This is a genomic window from Tenacibaculum sp. MAR_2009_124, assembly GCF_900105455.1.
In the GTDB taxonomy this organism is placed as follows: Bacteria; Bacteroidota; Bacteroidia; order Flavobacteriales; family Flavobacteriaceae; genus Polaribacter.
This window is the reverse complement of the sequence record NZ_FNSF01000003.1, coordinates 89,867-111,019: the sequence shown is the minus strand read 5'-3', so window position 1 is coordinate 111,019 and position 21,153 is coordinate 89,867. Positions and strand designations below refer to the sequence as shown.

19 protein-coding genes are annotated in these 21,153 nt (G+C 32.7%); 17 read left to right on the top strand and 2 right to left on the bottom strand.

Annotated features, from left to right (window positions below; translation table 11 throughout):
* From BLW23_RS10505 to BLW23_RS10435, 15 genes are all read left to right on the top strand, one after another.
* Nucleotides 1–1,209: an NADH:ubiquinone reductase (Na(+)-transporting) subunit B gene (locus BLW23_RS10505; protein WP_093669591.1), complete on the top strand. Its 1,209-nt coding sequence runs from the start codon at nt 1–3 to the stop codon at nt 1,207–1,209.
* Between the two features lie 2 nt (nt 1,210–1,211).
* A complete protein-coding gene (locus tag BLW23_RS10500) occupies nt 1,212–1,952 on the top strand; it encodes a Na(+)-translocating NADH-quinone reductase subunit C (RefSeq protein ID WP_093669589.1) in 741 nt (246 codons plus the stop codon).
* 2 nt (nt 1,953–1,954) lie between these two features.
* Nucleotides 1,955–2,599, top strand: coding sequence for an NADH:ubiquinone reductase (Na(+)-transporting) subunit D (locus BLW23_RS10495; protein ID WP_093669586.1), 645 nt, complete (start codon nt 1,955–1,957; stop codon nt 2,597–2,599).
* Between the two features lie 125 nt (nt 2,600–2,724).
* The gene (gene nqrE / locus BLW23_RS10490) at nt 2,725–3,462 is read left to right on the top strand and encodes an NADH:ubiquinone reductase (Na(+)-transporting) subunit E (RefSeq protein ID WP_093669584.1); all 738 of its coding nucleotides are present in this window, start codon (nt 2,725–2,727) and stop codon (nt 3,460–3,462) included.
* Nucleotides 3,462–4,772, top strand: coding sequence for an NADH:ubiquinone reductase (Na(+)-transporting) subunit F (gene nqrF / locus BLW23_RS10485; RefSeq protein WP_093669582.1), 1,311 nt, complete (start codon nt 3,462–3,464; stop codon nt 4,770–4,772). Before nqrE ends, nqrF begins: the two co-directional genes overlap by 1 nt.
* Nucleotides 4,773–5,262: 490 nt before the next feature.
* Nucleotides 5,263–6,621 carry a DEAD/DEAH box helicase gene (locus tag BLW23_RS10480; protein ID WP_093669580.1) on the top strand — a complete coding sequence of 453 codons (1,359 nt, stop codon included), beginning with the start codon at nt 5,263–5,265 and terminating at the stop codon, nt 6,619–6,621.
* A complete protein-coding gene (locus tag BLW23_RS10475) occupies nt 6,621–6,983 on the top strand; it encodes a Na(+)-translocating NADH-quinone reductase subunit F (protein ID WP_093669578.1) in 363 nt (120 codons plus the stop codon). Before BLW23_RS10480 ends, BLW23_RS10475 begins: the two co-directional genes overlap by 1 nt.
* A 336-nt stretch (nt 6,984–7,319) precedes the next feature.
* Nucleotides 7,320–7,886 carry a uracil-DNA glycosylase family protein gene (locus tag BLW23_RS10470; protein ID WP_093669576.1) on the top strand — a complete coding sequence of 189 codons (567 nt, stop codon included), beginning with the start codon at nt 7,320–7,322 and terminating at the stop codon, nt 7,884–7,886.
* 359 nt (nt 7,887–8,245) lie between these two features.
* Nucleotides 8,246–10,663, top strand: a complete 2,418-nt coding sequence (locus BLW23_RS10465) for an outer membrane beta-barrel family protein (RefSeq protein ID WP_093669574.1) — start codon at nt 8,246–8,248, stop codon at nt 10,661–10,663.
* A gap of 99 nt (nt 10,664–10,762) precedes the next feature.
* A complete protein-coding gene (locus tag BLW23_RS10460; protein WP_093669572.1) occupies nt 10,763–10,975 on the top strand; it encodes a hypothetical protein in 213 nt (70 codons plus the stop codon).
* 121 nt (nt 10,976–11,096) lie between these two features.
* Nucleotides 11,097–12,356 carry a radical SAM protein gene (locus BLW23_RS10455; protein WP_093669570.1) on the top strand — a complete coding sequence of 420 codons (1,260 nt, stop codon included), beginning with the start codon at nt 11,097–11,099 and terminating at the stop codon, nt 12,354–12,356.
* The gene (locus BLW23_RS10450; RefSeq protein ID WP_093669568.1) at nt 12,353–13,204 is read left to right on the top strand and encodes a hypothetical protein; all 852 of its coding nucleotides are present in this window, start codon (nt 12,353–12,355) and stop codon (nt 13,202–13,204) included. Before BLW23_RS10455 ends, BLW23_RS10450 begins: the two co-directional genes overlap by 4 nt.
* A gap of 4 nt (nt 13,205–13,208) precedes the next feature.
* Nucleotides 13,209–14,093 (top strand): hypothetical protein, encoded by an 885-nt coding sequence (locus BLW23_RS10445; protein ID WP_093669566.1) that lies wholly within the window; start codon nt 13,209–13,211, stop codon nt 14,091–14,093.
* A 16-nt stretch (nt 14,094–14,109) separates the two neighbouring features.
* Nucleotides 14,110–14,991, top strand: coding sequence for a hypothetical protein (locus tag BLW23_RS10440; RefSeq protein WP_093669564.1), 882 nt, complete (start codon nt 14,110–14,112; stop codon nt 14,989–14,991).
* Nucleotides 14,992–15,010: 19 nt separating this feature from the next.
* Entirely contained in the window at nt 15,011–15,901 is an 891-nt protein-coding gene (locus BLW23_RS10435) for a hypothetical protein (protein WP_255362780.1), read from the top strand.
* A gap of 40 nt (nt 15,902–15,941) precedes the next feature.
* On the opposite strand, the gene polA is transcribed toward BLW23_RS10435, so the two are convergent.
* Entirely contained in the window at nt 15,942–18,770 is a 2,829-nt protein-coding gene (gene polA / locus BLW23_RS10430; protein ID WP_093669560.1) for a DNA polymerase I, read from the bottom strand.
* A gap of 140 nt (nt 18,771–18,910) precedes the next feature.
* Between polA and BLW23_RS10425 the strand changes: the two genes are divergently transcribed.
* Together BLW23_RS10425 and BLW23_RS10420 are read left to right on the top strand one after the other, a co-directional pair.
* Nucleotides 18,911–20,134 carry a metallophosphoesterase gene (locus BLW23_RS10425; RefSeq protein ID WP_093669558.1) on the top strand — a complete coding sequence of 408 codons (1,224 nt, stop codon included), beginning with the start codon at nt 18,911–18,913 and terminating at the stop codon, nt 20,132–20,134.
* A gap of 84 nt (nt 20,135–20,218) precedes the next feature.
* Nucleotides 20,219–20,512, top strand: coding sequence for a thioredoxin family protein (locus BLW23_RS10420; RefSeq protein ID WP_093669556.1), 294 nt, complete (start codon nt 20,219–20,221; stop codon nt 20,510–20,512).
* Here the strand turns inward: BLW23_RS10420 and BLW23_RS10415 are convergent.
* Nucleotides 20,509–21,150, bottom strand: coding sequence for a polysaccharide deacetylase family protein (locus BLW23_RS10415; protein WP_093669554.1), 642 nt, complete (start codon nt 21,148–21,150; stop codon nt 20,509–20,511). The two genes, BLW23_RS10420 and BLW23_RS10415, sit on opposite strands and share 4 nt — an antisense overlap.
* Between the last annotated feature and the right edge of the window lie 3 nt (nt 21,151–21,153).

Genomic DNA, 21,153 nt, shown 5'->3' with positions numbered 1-21,153 from the left:
ATGAGCTTAAAACAAAAATTAGATAATTTAAAAAAGAAGTATGAAGGAACTAAAATGGCTCCGCTATTTAATGGTTTTCATACGTTCTTATATATGCCAAATGAGACAACTCACGGAGGAACTCATGTTAAATCGGCAGATGACCTAAAACGTACTATGAATACCGTAATCATGGCATTAGTGCCGTGTTTAATTTTTGGTATGTTTAACGCAGGGTATCAACATAACGCAGCTATTAACGATAGTTTTGTTTCAGGAATGTCTTTCTTTAGTACAGATTTCTGGAACTTAGATAACTTACTAATCGGTGCCATTAAAATTTTACCGTTAGTAATTGTTTCCTATGTTGTTGGTTTAGCTATTGAATTCGTTTTTTGTATCATTAAAGGACATGAAATAGAAGAAGGTTACTTGGTAACTGGAATGTTAGTGCCTTTAATTGTTCCTGTAGATTTACCACTTTGGATGCTTGCTGTTGCGGTAGCATTTGGAGTTGTAATTGGTAAAGAAGTTTTTGGAGGAACAGGAATGAATATTTTAAATCCTGCACTTACAATTCGTGCATTTTTATTCTTCGCATATCCAACATGGATGTCAGGAGATAAAGTATGGATTCATGAAGCAGTAGAAAGAGCTGGTACCGCTGACGCAATTTCAGGAGAAACAATTTTAGGGAGCTTGGCTCAATCACAGCCTCTAAATTACTCTGTTTCGGATATGTTTTTTGGGTTTATCCCTGGATCGGTTGGAGAAACTTCAACCTTCTTGATCTTATTAGGAGCACTATTCTTAATCTTTGCTAAAATTGGTAGTTGGAGGGTTATGCTTTCATCTGTAATAGGAGCTTTAGTAATGGGATTCATCTTCAATCAAGTAGTAGATATGGGATGGATTACAGAAACAAGTAAGTTTTATGGATTAATGAGTTTAGATTTCTGGAAACATTTAATGATTGGAGGTTTTGCTTTTGGTGCTGTTTATATGGCTACTGATCCAGTAACAGCTGCGCAAACAATAAAAGGAAAATGGATATACGGATTTTTAATTGGATTTATTTCAATTATGATTAGAGTATTCAATCCAGCTTATCCAGAAGGAGTAATGTTAGCAATTTTATTAATGAATGTTTTTGCTCCAACTATTGATCACTATGTGGTTCAAGGAAATGTAAAGAAAAGATTAAAACGTTTAAAAGCTAAAACTGCCTAATTATGAGTAAAAAGACAGATAGTAATGGATATACGCTACTATTCGCCATAGGAATGGTATTAGTAGTAGGGGCGTTATTAGCTTTTACAGCATCGTCTCTTAGCCCAATGATCAACGCTAACAAGCGTATTGAAAAGCAGCAAAATATTTTGTATGCTATGGGAGTAAACGAAAATGATGAAACCAGTGCAACATTTATCTCAAAAGATAAAGTAGCTGAGGCATTCACTCAAAACATAAAAAAGCAACTTGTTATTAGCGGATCTGATGTTACTGAAAATGACAAGGCTTATTTGATTGATATTAAAAAAGAGCAAACTTTAGCAAAAGAAGGTAAAACAAGAAAATTACCATTGTTTATTGGTGAAAAAGAAGGTAAAACTTTCTATATAGCACCAATTAGAGGTAAAGGTCTTTGGGATGCTATTTGGGGATATGTTGCCATGGATAAAAACATGGTAGTTCAAGGTGTATTCTTTGATCATAAAGGTGAAACTCCAGGATTAGGAGCAAACATTAAGCAACGCTTCTTTATGGATGATTTTGCAGGAGAAGATTTAATGAGCAATGGTGTATTCAAAGGAATCACTGTTTCTAAATCGAATGCAGACCCTAAGAATGAAGATAAAAATGATAATGAGGTTGATGCAATTGCTGGAGCAACAATTACTGGTGACGGTGTAGCTGCAATGATTAAATCAGAATTAGCATTATATGTACCTTACTTTAAAACATTAAAATAGTTATGGGATTATTATCAAAAAAAGATATAGCGTTAATCAAAGATCCATTAGCGGATAACAACCCAATTACAATTCAGGTATTAGGTATATGTTCAGCTTTGGCAATTACTGCAGAATTGAAAGCGTCTATCGTAATGTCTATTTCTGTATTGTTTGTACTTGGAGTAGGAAATGTAGTTATTTCTTTAATGAGAAACATCATTCCTTCTAAAATTAGAATTATTGTACAGTTAATCGTAGTAGCAGCTTTAGTAATTATTGTTGATCAAGTACTGAAGGCATTTGCTTATGAATTAAGTAAAACATTATCGGTTTTTGTAGGATTAATTATTACAAACTGTATTATCATGGGACGTTTTGAGGCCTTTGCTTTAGGAAACGGACCATGGAAGTCGTTCTTAGATGGTATTGGAAATGCTCTTGGATATGCAGTAATATTAATTATTGTTGGTTTCTTTAGAGAATTATTAGGTTCTGGTACATTATTAGGATTTAAAGTGTTAGGTGATCCAATTGAAAAAACTGGATTGTATGCTTTAGGATATGAAAACAATGGATTCATGTTACTTTCTCCAATGGCATTAATAGTTGTTGGAATTATAATTTGGGTGCAACGTAGTAGAAATAAAGCGTTAATTGAAGATTAATCAATGAGCAGTGAACAGAGATCAATTAAAAGTAAATAAGACAATTCTAGATATGCAGGGATAACTGAATATTTATAATTGAAAAACTGATAATTAATAACTGAGCACTGATAACTGAAAAAAATATGGAACATTTAGAATTATTTTTCAAGTCGATATTTATAGATAACATGGTATTCGCAACCTTCTTGGGGATGTGTTCGTACCTTGCAGTATCTAAAAAAGTATCTACAGCTGTAGGTTTAGGAGCCGCTGTAATTTTCGTTTTGGCGGTTACAGTACCTATAAACTGGTTGTTAGATCAATATATATTACAACCTGGAGCGTTAAGTTGGTTAGGAGCTGAATATGCTGACTACGATTTAAGTTTCTTGTCATTTATCATGTTTATTGCAACGATTGCAACCATGGTACAATTGGTAGAAATTATTGTTGAGAAATTTGCACCAGCATTATATAACTCTTTAGGAATTTTCTTACCACTTATCGCGGTAAATTGTGCGATTTTAGGAGGATCATTATTCATGCAATCTAGAGAAATACCTACACTAGGACTTTCTCTTGTTTATGGAATTGGTTCAGGTATTGGATGGTTTTTAGCAATTCTTGCAATTGCTGCAATTCGCGAGAAAATTCGTTATTCTCAAGTCCCTCCAGCCTTAAGAGGTTTAGGGATAACCTTTATTACAACTGGATTAATGGCAATTGGATTTATGAGTTTCGGAGGAATGTTAACAGGAGGTGATGAAGAAGCGAAGAAAGAAGAGGCTCCAAAAGCTGAAATTATTAAAGAAGATTTAGAAAAAGCGAAGAAAGAAGCCGAAGCTAAATTAGCTGATAACACTAAAAAAATTACAGAATAATGATATTTTTAGAAGTAAATACTGGAGGTACAGTAGCTGTAACTGTAGTAGCATTCTTAGTAATTGTATTAGTTTTAGTAGGGTTATTATTATTTGTAAAGCAAAAATTAGCACCATCAGGACCAGTAAAAATTACAATTAATGGTGACAAAACAATAGAAGTTGCTTCGGGAGGTACATTGTTATCTACGTTAGGTAATGAAAAGATTTTTTTACCATCTGCCTGTGGAGGTGGTGGATCTTGTGTACAGTGTGAGTGTCACGTAAATACTGGTGGAGGAGAAGCTTTACCAACGGAAACTCCTCATTTTACACGTAAAGAATTACAACACGGTATTCGTTTAGCATGTCAAGTTAAAGTTAAACAAGACATGGATATTTCTATCCCAGAGGAAATTTTTGGAATTAAGAAATGGGAAGCAACGGTTGTTCGTAATTATAACGTAGCATCTTTTATTAAGGAATTCGTAGTAGAAATTCCTGAAGACATGGGATATAAAGCAGGAGGATATATTCAAATTGAAATTCCTGAATGCGAGGTGAAATTCTCAGACATGGATATCACAGCGCACCCTGAAGAACATGATACACCAGACAAATTCCAAGAAGAATGGGATAAGTTTAAATTATGGCCTTTAGTAATGAAAAACCCTGAGGTCGTGGAAAGAGCATACTCTATGGCTTCTTTTCCAGCTGAAGGAAGAGAAATCATGTTAAACGTTCGTATTGCAACACCTCCTTTTGATAGAGCTAAGGGTGGTTGGATGGATGTAAATCCAGGAGTTGCTTCTTCTTACGTTTTCTCAAGAAAAATTGGAGATAAAGTAACTATTTCAGGACCATATGGTGAGTTCTTTATTAATGAGTCTGATGCTGAAATGTTATATGTAGGTGGAGGAGCTGGAATGGCACCAATGCGTTCTCATTTATACCACTTATTTAAAACATTAAAAACTGGGCGTACAGTATCATATTGGTACGGTGGTCGTTCTAAACGTGAGTTATTCTATTTAGATCATTTTTATGATTTAGAGAAAAACTTCCCTAACTTTAAGTTTCATATTGCTTTATCTGAGCCTTTACCAGAAGATAATTGGAAAGTTAAAGATAGCATGGAAGCTGAAGGTGATGGTTTTGTTGGATTTGTTCATAATTGTGTAATCGATAATTACTTAAGTAAACACGATTCACCAGAAGATATTGAGTTATACTTCTGTGGACCACCATTAATGAATAAAGCAGTTCAAAAAATGGGAGAAGATTTTGGTATTCCAGATGAAAATATTCGTTTCGATGATTTCGGAGGATAAAATCTTATCAAATAATATTAAAAACCGGTACATTAAAATGTGCCGGTTTTTTTATTACCTTAAATTTAATTTCTAAATAATATAACATAAACTTAAGGATTTAGGAACGTTTTGATAATAGTGTTATAAGTAATTTGAATTCCGTGAAATATGAAGCCAAACTAATAAATAGGTCAAAGTATTTAAATCTGAATTATATTAAATGACTCGCACTATGTGTTCGTTAAATTAATTCAGGTTACTAGTTTAGTGGGGGTAAAAACTAATAAATATGAATTGTCCAAATTGTCATTCTAAACATGTTAGAAGAGAAAGGAGGTCTGCATTTCAGCGATTGATAATTTCTAGTAGAAAATATAAATGCTTTAATTGTAGAACTACGTTTTTATATGTAGGTATTGTAAATAAAGCATATAAACTATCATCATAAGGCAGAAACTTTATCTTACTAAGAAATAGAAAGCGTACCTTTGCGTAAATTTTTATTTGAATGGTTTCTTTTCAAGATTTAGATTTATCGAATGCTTTGCGTAATGCAATTGAAGAGCTCGAATTAGTGAATCCAACACCGATTCAGCAACAGGCTTTTCCTGTAGTAAGATCGGGGAAGGATATGGTTGGAATTGCTCAAACAGGTACAGGAAAAACGTTTGCCTATCTCTTGCCTACTCTTAGAGACTTAAAGTTCTCCAAGCAACAACATCCCAGAGTGTTAATTTTAGTGCCTACAAGAGAATTGGTGGTACAGGTTGTCGATGAGATTGAGAAATTGGCTAAATACATGACTTTACGTGTAGTAGGCGTATATGGAGGAGTGAATTTAAATCGACATAAAGAAGCTGTGATGCAAGGCTCAGATATTTTGGTAGCCACTCCAGGACGTTTGTATGATTTGGCATTGAGTAATGTTTTGAAATTGAAGTCAATTCAAAAGTTAGTAATTGATGAAGTTGATGTAATGCTGGATTTAGGATTTAGATTCCAGTTATTAAACATCTTCGATTTATTACCTCAGAAAAGACAAAACATTATGTTTTCTGCTACGATGACGGTTGATGTGGAATATTTGATCGATGACTATTTTATATCGCCTAAAAAGATAGCAATAGCCGTTAGCGGTACACCACTAGAAAATATTGATCAAGTAGCGTATAACGTACCAAATTTTTACACAAAAATGAACCTGTTAAATAATTTGTTATTTGACAAGTCCGAATTTAGTAAAGTATTGATTTTTGCTCCGAATAAAAGAAATGCCAATTTAATTTTTGATCTAATTGAAGATGAATTTCCTGGTCAGGTTTGTGTGATTCATTCAAATAAAACTCAAAACTATCGCTTACGATCAATTGAGCAGTTTAATAACGGAAACCATAGAATTTTATTAGCAACCGATGTTATTGCGAGAGGGTTAGATTTAAATGAAATTTCACATGTAATTAATTTCAATCCCACACAGTATCCTGAAAACTACATGCATCGAATTGGTAGAACTGGTAGGGCTGATAAAAAAGGAAAGTCAATTTTGTTGGCGACTGAGAAAGAGCAAGAAGCAAAGAAAAATATTGAGGAATTGATGAAAGTTGATATTCCTTTACTGACTATTCCTGAGGGGGTTGATATATCAAGTCAATTGACGGATGAAGAACGTCCCAAAGAAGATAGAGAACAATCTACAAATAGAACTTCTCAAGAATATGTATCTGGTGAATCTTTTCATGAGAAAAAAGCAAAAAACAAAAAGGTAAATCTTGGAGGATCGTATCGTAGGGAGATTGCTAAAAAGTATAAAAAACCTAAAACAAGAGGAGATAAAAACTTTAACAAACGCAATAAGAAAAGGAAATAATGGAAGTACTTACTGAGCAAGAATTGCATAACTTGGGAATGAATATTGCGGGTAAAGAACTACAAAAAATGGGCTATGAGTTTGTTGCCATTAATAGTACTTTAAAAAAACATCCTCAATTCGTTTTATTCAAAAAAGGAGAGCCGACTATTTTTGTTTTAGTAAAAGTTACGAATAACATTCAAACGACTGAGGAATATGATGTGCTTTGGATGGAAACTTTTAAGGAACATGCAAAAAAACAAAATGCTAAAGTTTGGTTTACTAAAATTGGAATAGCAAATTCGGAAAGCACTGAGCTTCCAGTGTTTAAAAACAAGCCTTATTACCTTGCTTTCGAAGGTTTTACTGAGATTTTATAGTGGTTTTTAGACCAATTATTCGATTTTTCAGCTTCGTTATAGTCTATATAACACCATTTATATAGAATTCCCTTCCGAAAATACAAAATAGCACAAAACATGGTGGTTTTCAGGTGTTTATGTGCTAAATTTGTAATTGGGAATTTTAATATAAATAAAATGGGAAAAAAACTACTTAAGGGGATTCAAAATCTTTTCAAAAATGTATCATTAATTTTAGCTGAATTTGGTAAAGGCGCGGGATACGCAATCAATCACTAAAGAAATTAAAAAAAGATTTTGAAGAAAAACACTCGTTTTAGGATAAGACGAGTGTTTTTTTATTAGCTTTATTTTATGAAAAAACTTCTGGCAGAAATAAGGAGCTGTAAAATCTGTATTCAGCATATCAATCCTAGACCCGTGGTTTTTGCAAACGAAAATTCCAAAATATTAATTGTAGGTCAGGCTCCAGGAACAAAAGTTCATGCATCTGGAATACCTTGGGATGATGCGAGTGGTAAACAATTAAGGAAATGGTTAAATGTTTCTAACGAGGATTTTTATAATACTGAAAATTTTGGAATTGTACCTATGGGGTTTTGTTATCCTGGAAAGGGTAAATCAGGAGACTTGCCTCCTCGAAAAGAATGTGCTCCAAAATGGCATGAACCTTTACTTGAAAGAATGCCGAATGTGGAGCTAATACTACTAATAGGAATGTATGCTCAAAACTACTATCTTAAAAACAAGGCTAAAAAGACGTTAACAGAAACGGTTAATAACTATAAGGATTACTTGCCTAAATATTTGGTTTTGCCTCACCCTTCGCCAAGAAATAGGTTTTGGTTAAGTAAAAACCCTTGGTTCGAAAAACATGTTATTCCTGACATACAGAGTAGAGTACTTACTGTAATATCATAGCAGCCTTAATTCTTCTAACTGTCTGTAATTTAAGGGAATGTAAAAAGGATTTTGTAATGTGTTTTTTGTAGTTATTGCATATATAAAATATGATATTGTTATTTTTTAAGGTAATTTTTTAAATTAATCTTAGGTCTTATAGTTAATTTGTTGTAAGTTAGACACGGAGAAAACGTAGTAAAGTTGCGCTACTTTCTTTTGAGTCCCCCAGAAAAAAGTGCTTATCCATAACATTTATTGAAGTATATAATCGGAGCTAGTTGTTGCTAGTATTGATTATAGAATTTTGGTGTGGGCTAGGTATAGTTTATTTTCGGTAATACTCAAGAGAGTGCGATTTTACTTGATATGAAAACCGAATGAGAAAACTACTACTAACCCTAATCTTAACCATTTTTGGTGGGAAAGAGATATTCGCCCAATTTTTAATTGAAGGCGAAGTTATTGATGATAATTCCACTCCTATTCCTGACGTTTTTATTAGTGTAATAAAAGATACTCTTCTTCTTAAAGGAGCAGTAACTAATAGTTCAGGCCGTTATAAACTAGAAGGGCTGAAACGAGGGAATTATACTATTCAATTTAACCACGTATCGTTTAAAGATTCAATCATTCAATTGAAGTTAACCCAGAATGAACAGCTAAATCTCAGATTCAAGGAAGATAATAGATTATCGAATGTTGAGATTTCAGCAAATAAAAGTATCATTGAACGGAAAACCGATAGATTAAGATTTAATTTAACTAATTCCGATTTAGTTATTGGAAGTAGTTTATGGGAAGTAATAAATAAAACACCTTTCGTTTCAACGACGGAAAATGGAAAAATTGAAATTGCTGGAACGCAGGGAGCCGTAGTATATATTAATAATAGAAAGAAAAGGCTTTCAGGAGTTGTTTTAATGAATTATTTAAAAAGTATTCCATCAGATAATCTTGAAGCAATTGAAGTTATTACAACACCATCTAGCAGGTTTGAAGCAGAGGGAGGTGCTGGTATATTAAATATTATAATTAAGAAAAATAAGCAAGAGGGGCTTGTTGGTAATGCGGGTTTAAGTGCAAGGAAAACTCGCGTGTTTTCAGAAGCAGGAAGTGTTTATTTAAATTATCGTGAATCGAAATGGAATTTCTATTCAACAACCTATCTGAGTAATAGAGAAAGGGAAACATCTTTTGAGAAGGATATCTTTTATGCCGAAGATATTTCTAACGGAATTATGACAAGGTTTATTGATAGAGAAAATAAAACAAAAGCATTGTATTCTGGAGCCAGTTTTGGAGTGGATTATGAAATGGGAAAGAATCATGTAGTAGGACTGCTTTTTGAGTATACTGGTTCGGATGATAAACAAAAAAGAGAAGCACAAGGCATAGATTCTTACATGCTCAGTGACTCACTTACAATTACCGATAATAATGACAATCAAAGAAATCATAATTATTCTATTAATTTTAATTACGAAGGAAAGTTAGGTGACGGCGGAGAACATTTATCCGTTAATGTTGATTTTTTAAAGTTTAGCTCTGATAATAATGGAATGAGTAAAACAAATGTATTGTCCCAAACCAACCCTGCAAATACTCTCTATACAAGAGATTGGTTTAGAAACTCTGCGTTTCAAACGGTCTCGAATAAAACTATAAAGTTAGATTTTACATTTCCACTTAACGAGAAATTAACTTTGGAAACTGGTGTTAAATTTTCACTTTCGGAAAATTATAATGATGTAAAATTTGAGAATAGAACAATAGATTATTTAAGCTGGGAAAATGATCCATTAAGAAGTAATAGTTTCGAGTATGATGAAAACATTAGCGCTTTTTATGCGGTAATTGATCATGAATTAAATTCTAAATGGTCATACCAAATAGGTAGTAGGTTCGAAAACACCATTGCTACAGGACGGCTTGAAGGAAACAAAGTGGTTGATCGAAATTATTTAAATGTATTCCCTACTTCCTTTGTTCGATTTGCGCCAAATAAGAAAGAAAGTTATGTGTTATCCGTATCTAGTAGGATAACTCGCCCAAGTTTTTGGGATGTAAATCCTTTCAGAGAGTATACAACTGATAAAACCTATTTCGAAGGAAACCCGTTTTTAAATCCATCAAAATATTACCGACAGGAATTTAATTACACTCAGAGTTATGGTAAAATTAGACTAACTACTCAAATAGGAGCAAGCCAGTTATTCGATGAGTTTTATGCGCTCCCTTTTAATTCTGAGGAAGGGGTTATTGTAAATAGAAAAATAAATTATGGAAATAAATATGCTTATTTCATGAGCAGCTCGTTATCAACCAAATTAAAACCTTGGTGGAGTATGAATTCTTCTTCTTTATTAGGGCATATCCAAACTAAAGGAAGTTACGCTGAAAATGATATAGGAATTGATAGTAAAACTCTATTGTTTAATGTTTCTATGAATCAACGTTTCGTTTTATCAAAAGCCAAAAATTTGTCACTTACCGTATTTGCAAAAAACACATTTCCAGTTACGATCGTTAATACCGAGATAGGTAATAGACTTGAAACGGAATTAGTATTAAGGAAGAGTTTGGGCGATTTAAATATATCCTTGTCCGCTAGAGATATTTTTAAAAGTAATAAGGACAGATATAATATACGACTAGGTGATATTAATATAAAAGACACCAATTATCATGATACTCAAAGTGTAGCCTTGGCACTGCGTTACAGTTTCGGGAAATCAACAGTAAAAGATCAACGCTATAGAGATACGGGGAATAGCGATATTCAAAGACGATTGTAAATCGTGGAACTTATTTAAAAGTTTTCATTTTACTATAAAATGAAGGGCGAATGCCATGTCCTAACTGATGGCAATATTTATCAATTTAAATTTTTAATCATGAAAAAAAAATCTAAAATCGCTTCGAGTTCAAAGGAAAAAGAAGTTTTAAACAAAACTTTAGAAGACTTTAACGACGACAAATTAGATCTTTACAAAGCAATCTTTGGAAAAAGAGGTCCTGGTTCATGTGCTGTTGTTGCAGTGAGAGGAACTGCAAAAAGAATGTCTGCTTACGATAAGCATGATACATTTTTACAAGCAGCACTTTAATATTGTTTGGATTTCAAATACATTAATATGATTTGAAAACAAACAATAAGATGTTAACTAGGTATCCTTTTTAAAGGTTATCTAGTTTTCTTAAAACTTGAAAACCAATATTATTTTGCTTATGTATAAAGTATCTTCTTTTGTTTTAAAAATAGCAAGCAGATGTAATTTAAATTGTTCTTATTGCTATATGTACAATATGGGAGATTCAACGTATATGAATCAACCAAAATTTATGTCTCTAGACACAGTGAAAATCTTTGCAGAAAAACTGAGAGACTATTGTAAAAAGGCAACTATTGAATATGTTCAAATTGTATTTCATGGAGGAGAACCCTTGTTATTGCAACCTGATTATTTTGAGGATTGCATCGCAATTTTTAAAGAAACAGCGCCTAATTTAGAGTATAATTTTACCGTACAAACCAATGGTGTTACTTTAGATGAAAAATGGTATAAACTACTTCAAAAAAATGATATTTCCGTAGGTATAAGCATCGACGGACCAAAGAAGTATCATGATGAGTATCGTGTTTTTCATAATGGAAAAGGTTCATATGATAAGGTTGTCGAAGCCGTTAAGCTTGGTAAAAAATATAACTTAATGGGATTGCTATTGGTAGTTAATATTCATATTCCTATTGAAGAGTTGTATTCTGAGATGAAAAAACTAGGCGTTGAAAGATTAAACTTACTACTTCCTGATGGTCATTATGATCAGGCTCCTTTTGGACTTGATGAAAATAGATTTGATGAAGCGGATTACACACCTTATGCGAATTGGTTTATAGAACTTTATAAAATATGGAAATATGATAAAGATAGGCCTAGTATATACTTTTTTGAATCGTTGATAAAAATGGTAATGGGAGAAGAAGGCTTGGGGAATCAACTTATTGGAAGAAGAACCAATGGGGTTCTTGTTTTAGAAACCGATGGTAGTATAGAGGTTGTAGATTCACTTAGAGCTTGTTTTGAAGGGATAACAAGGAACGAAATCAATATTCATTCGAATAAATTAGAAGATCTTTTCGAAAACGATACATTTCAAGTGTATTATAGTGCGCATGACAATGTGTGCGAGCAATGCTTAAATTGTCCAGTGTACGATATATGTGGAGGTGGATTTTTAGGGCATAGATATTCCAATGAAAACGGTTTTGATAATCCTACAATGTATTGTAAAGACATGGTAAGACTTATCTCTTTTATTCAAAATGATATTCTGGATTCGCTACCTGAAAATACGATTAAACAATTGGATGTCGATATTTTAAAATATGAGAATATTATAAAAGGTTTCAGTCGAAATAATGATTTGAAGATAACTACAGAAACTCAGAAAAAACTAAGTTCATTTAAAAAAGAGGTAATCGCATGAAACTGATTAAAGGGATTAGCGTTTATGGTGATAAAATTCCTGTATATGGACAATTAAGTATAAATGATACCGGTGTAAGGGCTGTAGATTCACTTAATGGGTTGGAATATGATGCAGACTCGTTTGTGCCCAATCAAGATTGGAGAAACTTAACTAAACAAGAGCTTCGATTACTAGTTAAACAGGATGAAAAGTTTACGAACTATAGTAAAAGCTTGTACTTGGGAGAAATACCTCAAAATATTAAAGGGTTATTTTATGATTTAGGACTCGAAAAATGTAAACATCCTGATGATGTATATCCCACTTTTGAAAAAAATAAAAATTTAGTTAAAAATATAAACGAAGAATTAGATAGTTTTCTAGGAGACTTCTCTTCCAGTAACGATTACAAATTTCATCGGATAACAAGAGCAATGCCTAATAGAGAAACAATTACGTGTCATTATATAGAAAACAATTTTATCTATATAGGTTTACACATTGATCAAAGTAGGCCATTTAAAATCCATTCTGCATATAAATCAGGGAATAGAATATCAATTAATTTAAGTAAAGAAACGAGAACTCTATTGTTTACAAATTTAACGCTAATACAGGTTTATAATCTTATAGGACAGAAAACAGATTTGAGTAAAATAAAACTAACCCCAAATAATATTACTAGTGTATTCTTTAAACACTTTCCCAACTATCCAGTAATAAAAATGGAAATCAAACCATATCAGTTTTATATTGCTCCAACCGACAATTTTTTTCATGACGCTTCAACGTATGGAAGAAAAGAAATTGATGTCACAATAGTATATACAGGGGTATTTGATCAACTACCGCATAGAAAGAACTAAAAAAATGGAAATAAGGAAGGGAATACGACTTCACAGTACCATAGACAATGTGTTTAATGATATTAGAATAAATTCAGGAACAACACATCATTTAAATCAAGAGAAAAGTAGTGTCAGTTATCTGGATTGGAATTTTGTTCCGAATTATGAAGATAAAGCTTATGTGGCAAAAAGGAACTGGAGAAAACTGTTAGCTAAAGAAATTGAAGTTCTAAAACCGAAGCCTAGTGAAGAGCGAAATTACTACAATACTATTTATTTTGGAGATCTTCCAGGAGAGTTAAAGGGTGTTTTTGAAGAATTAAAGTTTGCAGAATCATTGTATCCTGATGATGTGCTTGGGAAAATGAAGCAGCATCAAGAATTGACGATGAAATTGAGTAGTTATATGCAGCGCTATTTGATGGATTTTGCAAACAATTTACCATTTCATTTTCATTTTATAGGGGCTAATTTACCAAATATTGATATGGTGGCTTGTGACACTACTGTTTTACCCGAAGGATATACTGAGGAAGATAAAAAGTACATGGGGATTCATAATGACGGGGCGGAACCAACAACAGTTCATGGTTCTTATAAATCTGGAAATCGTTTTACTATTAATTTAGGAGCGGAAACTCGCTACTTTTTATTTGTAAACTTGTCTTTAACACAGGCATACAACATGCTTCGAAAAGAGAAAAATATAGCAAAAGAAAAAATAAATTTAGTAAATATTTCAGAGTTGTTTTTTAAGCATTTTCCTGATTATCCCGTCATAAGAATACCGCAAAAACCTTATCAATATTATATTGCTCCTACGGATCATTGTTTCCATGATGGCTCAACTTATGGTATGAAAAATTTGGATGTTGTGATGATATACTTCGGGAAATTCCAATACTAATTTAAAAAATTTATCCATGGAAATGAAAAGGCAATTAATGATTCATAATACACTTACTGAAGGTGAAACGGCTTTAAAGATTAATTCAGGAACAGTACACCATAGCAATCAAAAAGCTGCTCTAGTGAACTACTTAGAAGAAAAGTTTATACCAGAGTTTGTAGACGATGCTTACGTTACTAAAAGAGATTGGCGTAGTTTAACAGATAAGGAATTAAAACTATTAAAGTTTGATGAAAACAGAACTGACTTTAATACAATATATCTCGGAGTAATTCCTGAAAATTTGAAAGTTTGTTTTCAGCGATTAAAATTAGACGAAAGTGTCAATAGAGAAGAGGTTTTTTCAAAACTAGGCAGTAACCCCGAAGATGTTCAACAGGTAACCGAGCTGCTCGATCAATTTTTGGAGCCAATTTCGAATAACAAAAAGTTCAATTTTCATTGTATGGGAGTTAACTATCCAAATGTGGAATTAGTAGCCTGTAATACAACAATGCTTCCCGATGGGTATCAACAATCAGATAAAAAATTTCTTGGAATTCATAATGATGGAACTCAAGTAATGACAATAGATACTGCTCACGAATTTGGAAACAGAATAAGTATTAACTTAGGAAAGGATTCGAGGTATTTTTTGTTCGTGAATTTGGCTTTAAAGGAAGCCTATGCTATGCTGAGAGAAAAGTTGAGCTCAGAAGAAATAAAACAGGTTTCAATTTCGAATATTCCAAAGTATTTCTTTCGACATTTCTCGGATTATCCAGTAATAAGGGTTGAACAAAAACCCTATCAGTACTACATAGCCCCAACAGATAATTGTTTTCACGATGGCTCTACTTTAGGTACTCAACACTTAGATGTTTGTATCGTGTATTTTGGGAATTTTCAATATTAATAAACTTAAAAAAGAAAAGGTGAGTATAACAGCAATTAAAAAAGGTATTGGAATTCATAGTAATCTTCCAAATATTTTTGAAAACATACAAATAAATTCAGGAGTAGTCCATCATTCGGAGCATAGAGGGTCGAAGATAACTTATGGAGGAGGTTCCTTTTTGCCACTTTATATTGATGAAGCTTATATTCCGAAGAGAGATTGGAAAATGTTGAGTAAAAATGAAAAACAGTGTTTACATCCTCAAGCAAAACTAAAGGATCATAATAATATTTACCTAGGAGAGCTCCCTGAAAGTGTAAAAAAACATCTTAAGAGAATTGATTTTAGTCATTGCAAAACTAGAGAAGATGTTATTGAGAGTTTTGCCAAAAATCAAGAGGTTACAGAAAAATTGAATGAAGAATTAAATAAATTTTTAAACTCTATCTCAAATTCTAAACCTTTTCATTTAAACTGTATCACAACGAATCTGCCAAATCTTGAAATGGTGGCATGTGATATCAGTAGATTACCAGAAAATTTCACTGTAGAGGAACGCAAGTACATGGGGCTTCACAATGATGGTACAAAGTTTATGAAGTTGCATACAACCTATAAGTTTGGTAATAGAATTTGTATCAATTTAGGAGCCGAAGCGAGACATTTTGTGTATGTGAATTTATCAATGATTCAAGTTCATAATATGCTTAAGAAGAAAATGGATACGAGTAAATTAAACGTTTACAATGTAGCTGAATGTTTTTTTAAGTACTATCCTAATTACCCTGTTATTAAGATTAAACAAGGTCGATATCAGTACTATATTGCTCCAACAGACAATTGTTTTCATGATGGCTCTACACTAGGAAATACCAGCCTTGATATCAATATGGTTTATTTCGGAAATTTTAATCACCAAAACCATTAGCTTTTATTGTTTAACAATAAAAGCTAATATAATTTAGTGTTTAATGAGCTTCTAACCAATTTTGACCAATACCAATTTCTACATCAAGAGGAACGGAGAGTTTAAAGGCATTTTCCATTTCTTCTTTTATAATTGGTTTAATAGTTTCTAATTCGTCTTTATGGGCGTCAAAAACCAATTCATCATGTACTTGAAGTAGCATTTTTGATTTGAAATTTTCCTTATTAAATCGACTGTCGATATTTATCATAGCTAATTTAATAATGTCGGCGGCACTTCCTTGAATAGGTGCATTAACCGCATTTCTTTCAGCAGCCCCACGAACAATTGCGTTTCTAGAATTAATATCTTTTAAATAACGTCTTCTATTCAGCACGGTTTCGACATATCCATTGTCTCTGGCGAAATCGACTTGCTTGGAAATATAATTTCTAAGCTTCGGGTAAGTTTCATAATAAGCCTCAATAAGCGCTTTAGCTTCTTTTCTATCTAAACTAGTTTGATTACTTAAGCCAAAAGCAGAAACCCCATAAATGATTCCAAAGTTTACTGTTTTTGCATTACTTCTTTGTTCACGAGTAACCTCTTCAATAGGTACTTTGAAAACTTTTGACGCGGTTGAAGCATGAATATCTTCCCCTTGTTTAAAAGCTTCAATCATTGTTTCTTCTTCACTTAAAGCAGCTATAATTCGTAATTCTATCTGACTGTAATCGGCAGCAAGTAATACATAGTCATCGTTCTTTGGAATAAAAGCTTTTCTGATTTCCTGACCTCTTTTAGTTCTAATAGGAATATTTTGCAAGTTAGGATTGTTTGAACTTAGTCTTCCTGTTGCTGCAACTGCTTGCGCATAAACAGTATGAACTCTTCCAGTTTTTGGGTTAACTTCTTCAGGAAGTGCATTAACATAGGTACTCTGAAGTTTTTTGTATTGACGATATAAAAGTATGTCGGCTACAATTTGATGATCGTTGGCTAAATATGACAATACATCTTCAGCTGTTGAATACTGACCCGTTTTTGTCTTTTTTGGCTTGTCAACTAATTTGAGTTTCTCAAAAAGAATAGGACCTAGTTGTTTCGGAGAAGCAATGTTAAACTCTTCGTCCGCTTGTTCATATATGCGTTGTTCTAAATCTTTAATATCTGTGCTAAGCTCACCTGATAAAGATTTAAGAAAATCAGTATTCAAATTAATACCTTCTATTTCCATAGCGGTAAGTACAGAAACAATTGGGGTTTCAACGTCATGGAATAACTTCGTTACATTACCACTTTCGAGTTCCTTTGTAAAGTGCTCTTTCAGTTGTAATGTGATATCGGCATCTTCAACAGCATATTCGCTTTGTCTGTCCAAATCAACATCTCGCATTGATAATTGATTTTTACCTTTTTTACCTATCAATTCCGTAATTGAAACGGGTTGATAATTTAGGTATGTTTCTGCCAATACATCCATATTATGTCTCATATCTGGATTAATCAGATAATGAGCAATCATGGTGTCGAATAAGTTTCCTTTTACCTTGATGTTGTAATTAGAAAGCACTTTAATATCGTACTTTATATTATGACCTATTTTTTCGATGGTTTCATTTTCGAAAAAAGGAATGAATTCATTAATTATTTCCTGAGCTTCTTCTTGGTTGTCAGGAAGAACTAGGTAATATCCTTTTCCTATTTCCCATGAAAAGGCAATTCCAATAAGTTCAACTTCTAATGCTTTTAAACCAGTGGTTTCGGTGTCGAAACAAACAGTGTTCTGTTGCAGTAGCTTTTTTAACAACAACTTTCTACTTAAAGGTGTATTGGTAATTTGATATAAATGATTGGTGTTGTTTATGGTTCTATATCCACTTATACTTTCATCATTGGTGGAGTTGATGTTACCACCGCCTGGTGTAGCAAATAAATCAAATTGTTGAGAATTTGCACTTGCCGAAGTTTTACTGGAGTTTTCAACTTGTGAATCGGTAGTAGAAACAGCAAAAGTCTTTTTGAAATTATCAGACATTCTTCGGAATTCTAGATCGTCGAAAATGGCTATAGTTTTTTGAACATCGGGTTGCTCAAAAATAAGTTTGTCTTCTTCCAATTCAACAGGAACATCTAGCATAATGGTGGCTAGCTTTTTAGAAAGTAATCCTAACTCTTTGTTTGCTTCAACTTTCTCTTTCATCTTTCCTTTCAGCTCGTGAGTATTTTCAAACAAACCCTCCATGCTACCATAAGCTGCTAGAAATTTTTTAGCAGTTTTTTCACCTACACCAGGTAACCCAGGAATATTATCTACAGAATCACCCATCATTCCAAGAAAATCAATCACCTGCTCTGGTCTTTCTATTTCAAATTTTGCTTTTACTTCCTCAACACCCCACTTTTCATATCCATTACCCATTCTTGGAGGTTTGAACATGAAAATATGTTCTGAAACTAACTGAGCATAATCTTTATCAGGAGTAACCATATAGGTTTCTAAACCGGCTTGTTCAGCTTTTTTTGCTAGAGTACCGATAATATCATCAGCTTCAAAACCTTCTTTAACGATAACAGGTATTTTCATTGCTTCCAGTATTCTTTCTATATAAGGAACTGCAATTTTAATGGCTTCTGGAGTTTCCAATCGATTTGCTTTGTATTCAGGGAAAACTTCAACTCTATCAGCACTTCCTCCTTTATCAAAGCAGACTGCTAAATAATCTGGTTTTTCTCTTTTAATAACATCCAATAAAGAATTGGTAAAGCCTAAAATGGCAGACGTATCAAGCCCTTTTGAATTAATTCTGGGGTTTTTAATAAAAGCATAATAACCTCTGAATATTAGAGCATATGCATCAAGTAAAAAAAGTCGTTTTCTGTTTGCCATTTTCTGAAAGAGTCTTTTAAATTAAGTATTGAGTATTCTTAGTTAGAATCGTGGTTGGTAAAATTACAAAACTTTAACAAGAAGTTAAAAATTCATTTTTTTTAATAAGTGTATCTTTACCTGTTATTTAAAATAAATTTATGCCTCGTTGGTTAATTTCTCTGTTAGTAATATCGACATTAATTATTGTTTTTGAAGTTTATGCTTTTCAAACAATTAAAATGCTAGTAAAAAATAAAATGATTCGCTATGGATGGCTTCTTTTAGGGGCCTTAGCTTATATTAATTTCTTCTATGTTATCTTGAGTTCTGATAGAAGCTCAGGGCAAACAAGGCAGTTTCAATGGGCTTTTGGAATGCTACTGTTGGTTTTACTTCCTAAGTTAATTATGTTAGTTTTTATGTTGGGAGAAGACATTGTAAGATGGATCCAGAAAGGTATTTCTTATTTTTCTGCTGGTGAAACGAAGAGTTTGACTGGTCGAAGAAAATTTATTTCTCAAATAGCTTTAGGGTTAGCTTCACTTCCTTTTGCTGGAATTTTATATGGTATTTTTAAAGGGAAGTACAATTATAAAGTGATTAAATATCAGCTAACTTTTAAAGATTTACCTGACGCTTTTGATGGATTTAAAATAACTCAGATTACGGACATCCATTCTGGGAGTTTTGATAATAAAGAAAAAATAGGCTACGGAGTCGATTTAATTAATGAGCAAAATTCAGATATTATACTCTTTACTGGTGATATTGTAAACAATTTTGCAAATGAAATGGACGACTGGATTCCTCTTTTCTCTCAATTAAAAGCACCTATGGGAAAGTTCTCGATACTAGGAAATCACGACTATGGAGATTATTCGGAATGGAAAAGTGAAGAAGCCAAGGACGATAACTTTAAAGCAATAAAAAATATTCACCCACAAATAGGTTTTGATTTATTGCTAAATGAGCATAGGTATATTGAAAAAGATGGGCAGAAAATGGCTTTAGTCGGTGTTGAAAACTGGGGGAAAGGCTTTAATAAAGCAGGTGATTTAAAAAAGGCCTCGCAAGGAGTGAAAAAGGAAGATTTTAAAATTTTAATGAGTCATGATCCAAGTCATTGGGAATATAAAGTGAAGAGTGATGATTTTAATTACCATTTGACGTTAAGTGGACATACACATGGTCTTCAATTTGGAATTGAAATTCCTGGTTTTTTTAGATGGAGTCCTTCTCAATATGTTTATAAGCAATGGGCAGGTTTATATGAAGAATTTGGAAGGTATATAAATGTAAACAGAGGGTTTGGATATCACGCTTTTCCTGGTAGAGTTGGTATTTGGCCCGAAATTTCTGTAATAGAACTGAAAAAAGGGTGAGATTAGCTGTTTTTATTAGGGATATCACAGTATTAATAATAAAAATTCGTATTTTTAAGCAGTTTATAAAATAATATTGTTTTTATGACAAAATTTGGTGAAATTATAAGCATTGACAAACCCGTGTTAATTGATTTTTATGCGGACTGGAGTGAGTCTGAACCAAGTTTGGAGACTCTTCGAGATGTTGCTGCAGCGTTAGGAGATAAAGCTAAGGTAATTAAGATTGATATTAGAAAAAATGAAATCTTAGCAGAGGCGTTACGTGTAAAAGGGAATCCTACTTTTATGATTTATAAAGATGGTGAAATGAAATGGCGTCAGACTGGTGAGCAGGATGCAAATACGCTTATAGGTCTAGTGCAGCAATATGTTTAGATAATTCCCTTAAAGCTGTATCCTTTTTTACTTAATTCAGCTAAAACAATTGGTAGCGCATAATAGAGCTTTTCTTTTGCTTTGATACTATCATGAAAAACAATAATACTTCCATTTTTTACTTTTTGAAGTACATTTTGAGCACATTGTTCTTTGGTTGTTGTTTTGTCAAAATCAGCAGAAAGAACATCCCACATAATTATTTTATAGCCTTTTTTTAGTAATTGAGAGGCTTGAGAATGCTTGATTTTACCATAAGGAGGCCTGAAGAGTTTTATGTTTTTTTTACCTTGAGTTTTATGAATGAGAGCTTCTGTTTTTAGCGTGTTTTTCAGATAACTTTCCGATGGAGTCTTCCAGCCGTTTAAATGGTTGAATGTATGATTTCCTACAGAATGACCGTTCTTAATAATTTTCTCAAAAATGAATGGATATTTTCGAATATTATCTCCAATGCAAAAAAAAGTAGCCTTGGCTTTGTGTTTTTCAAGTTCGTTGAGAACGAATTTGGTTACTTCGGGGATAGGGCCATCGTCAAAAGTAAGATAGATTTCGTTTTTGCGAGAGCTAAAACACCACGTATATCTCGAAAAAAGAATCTTGATAATACGTGGTGTTTTTATAAAGTAAAACCTCATTAA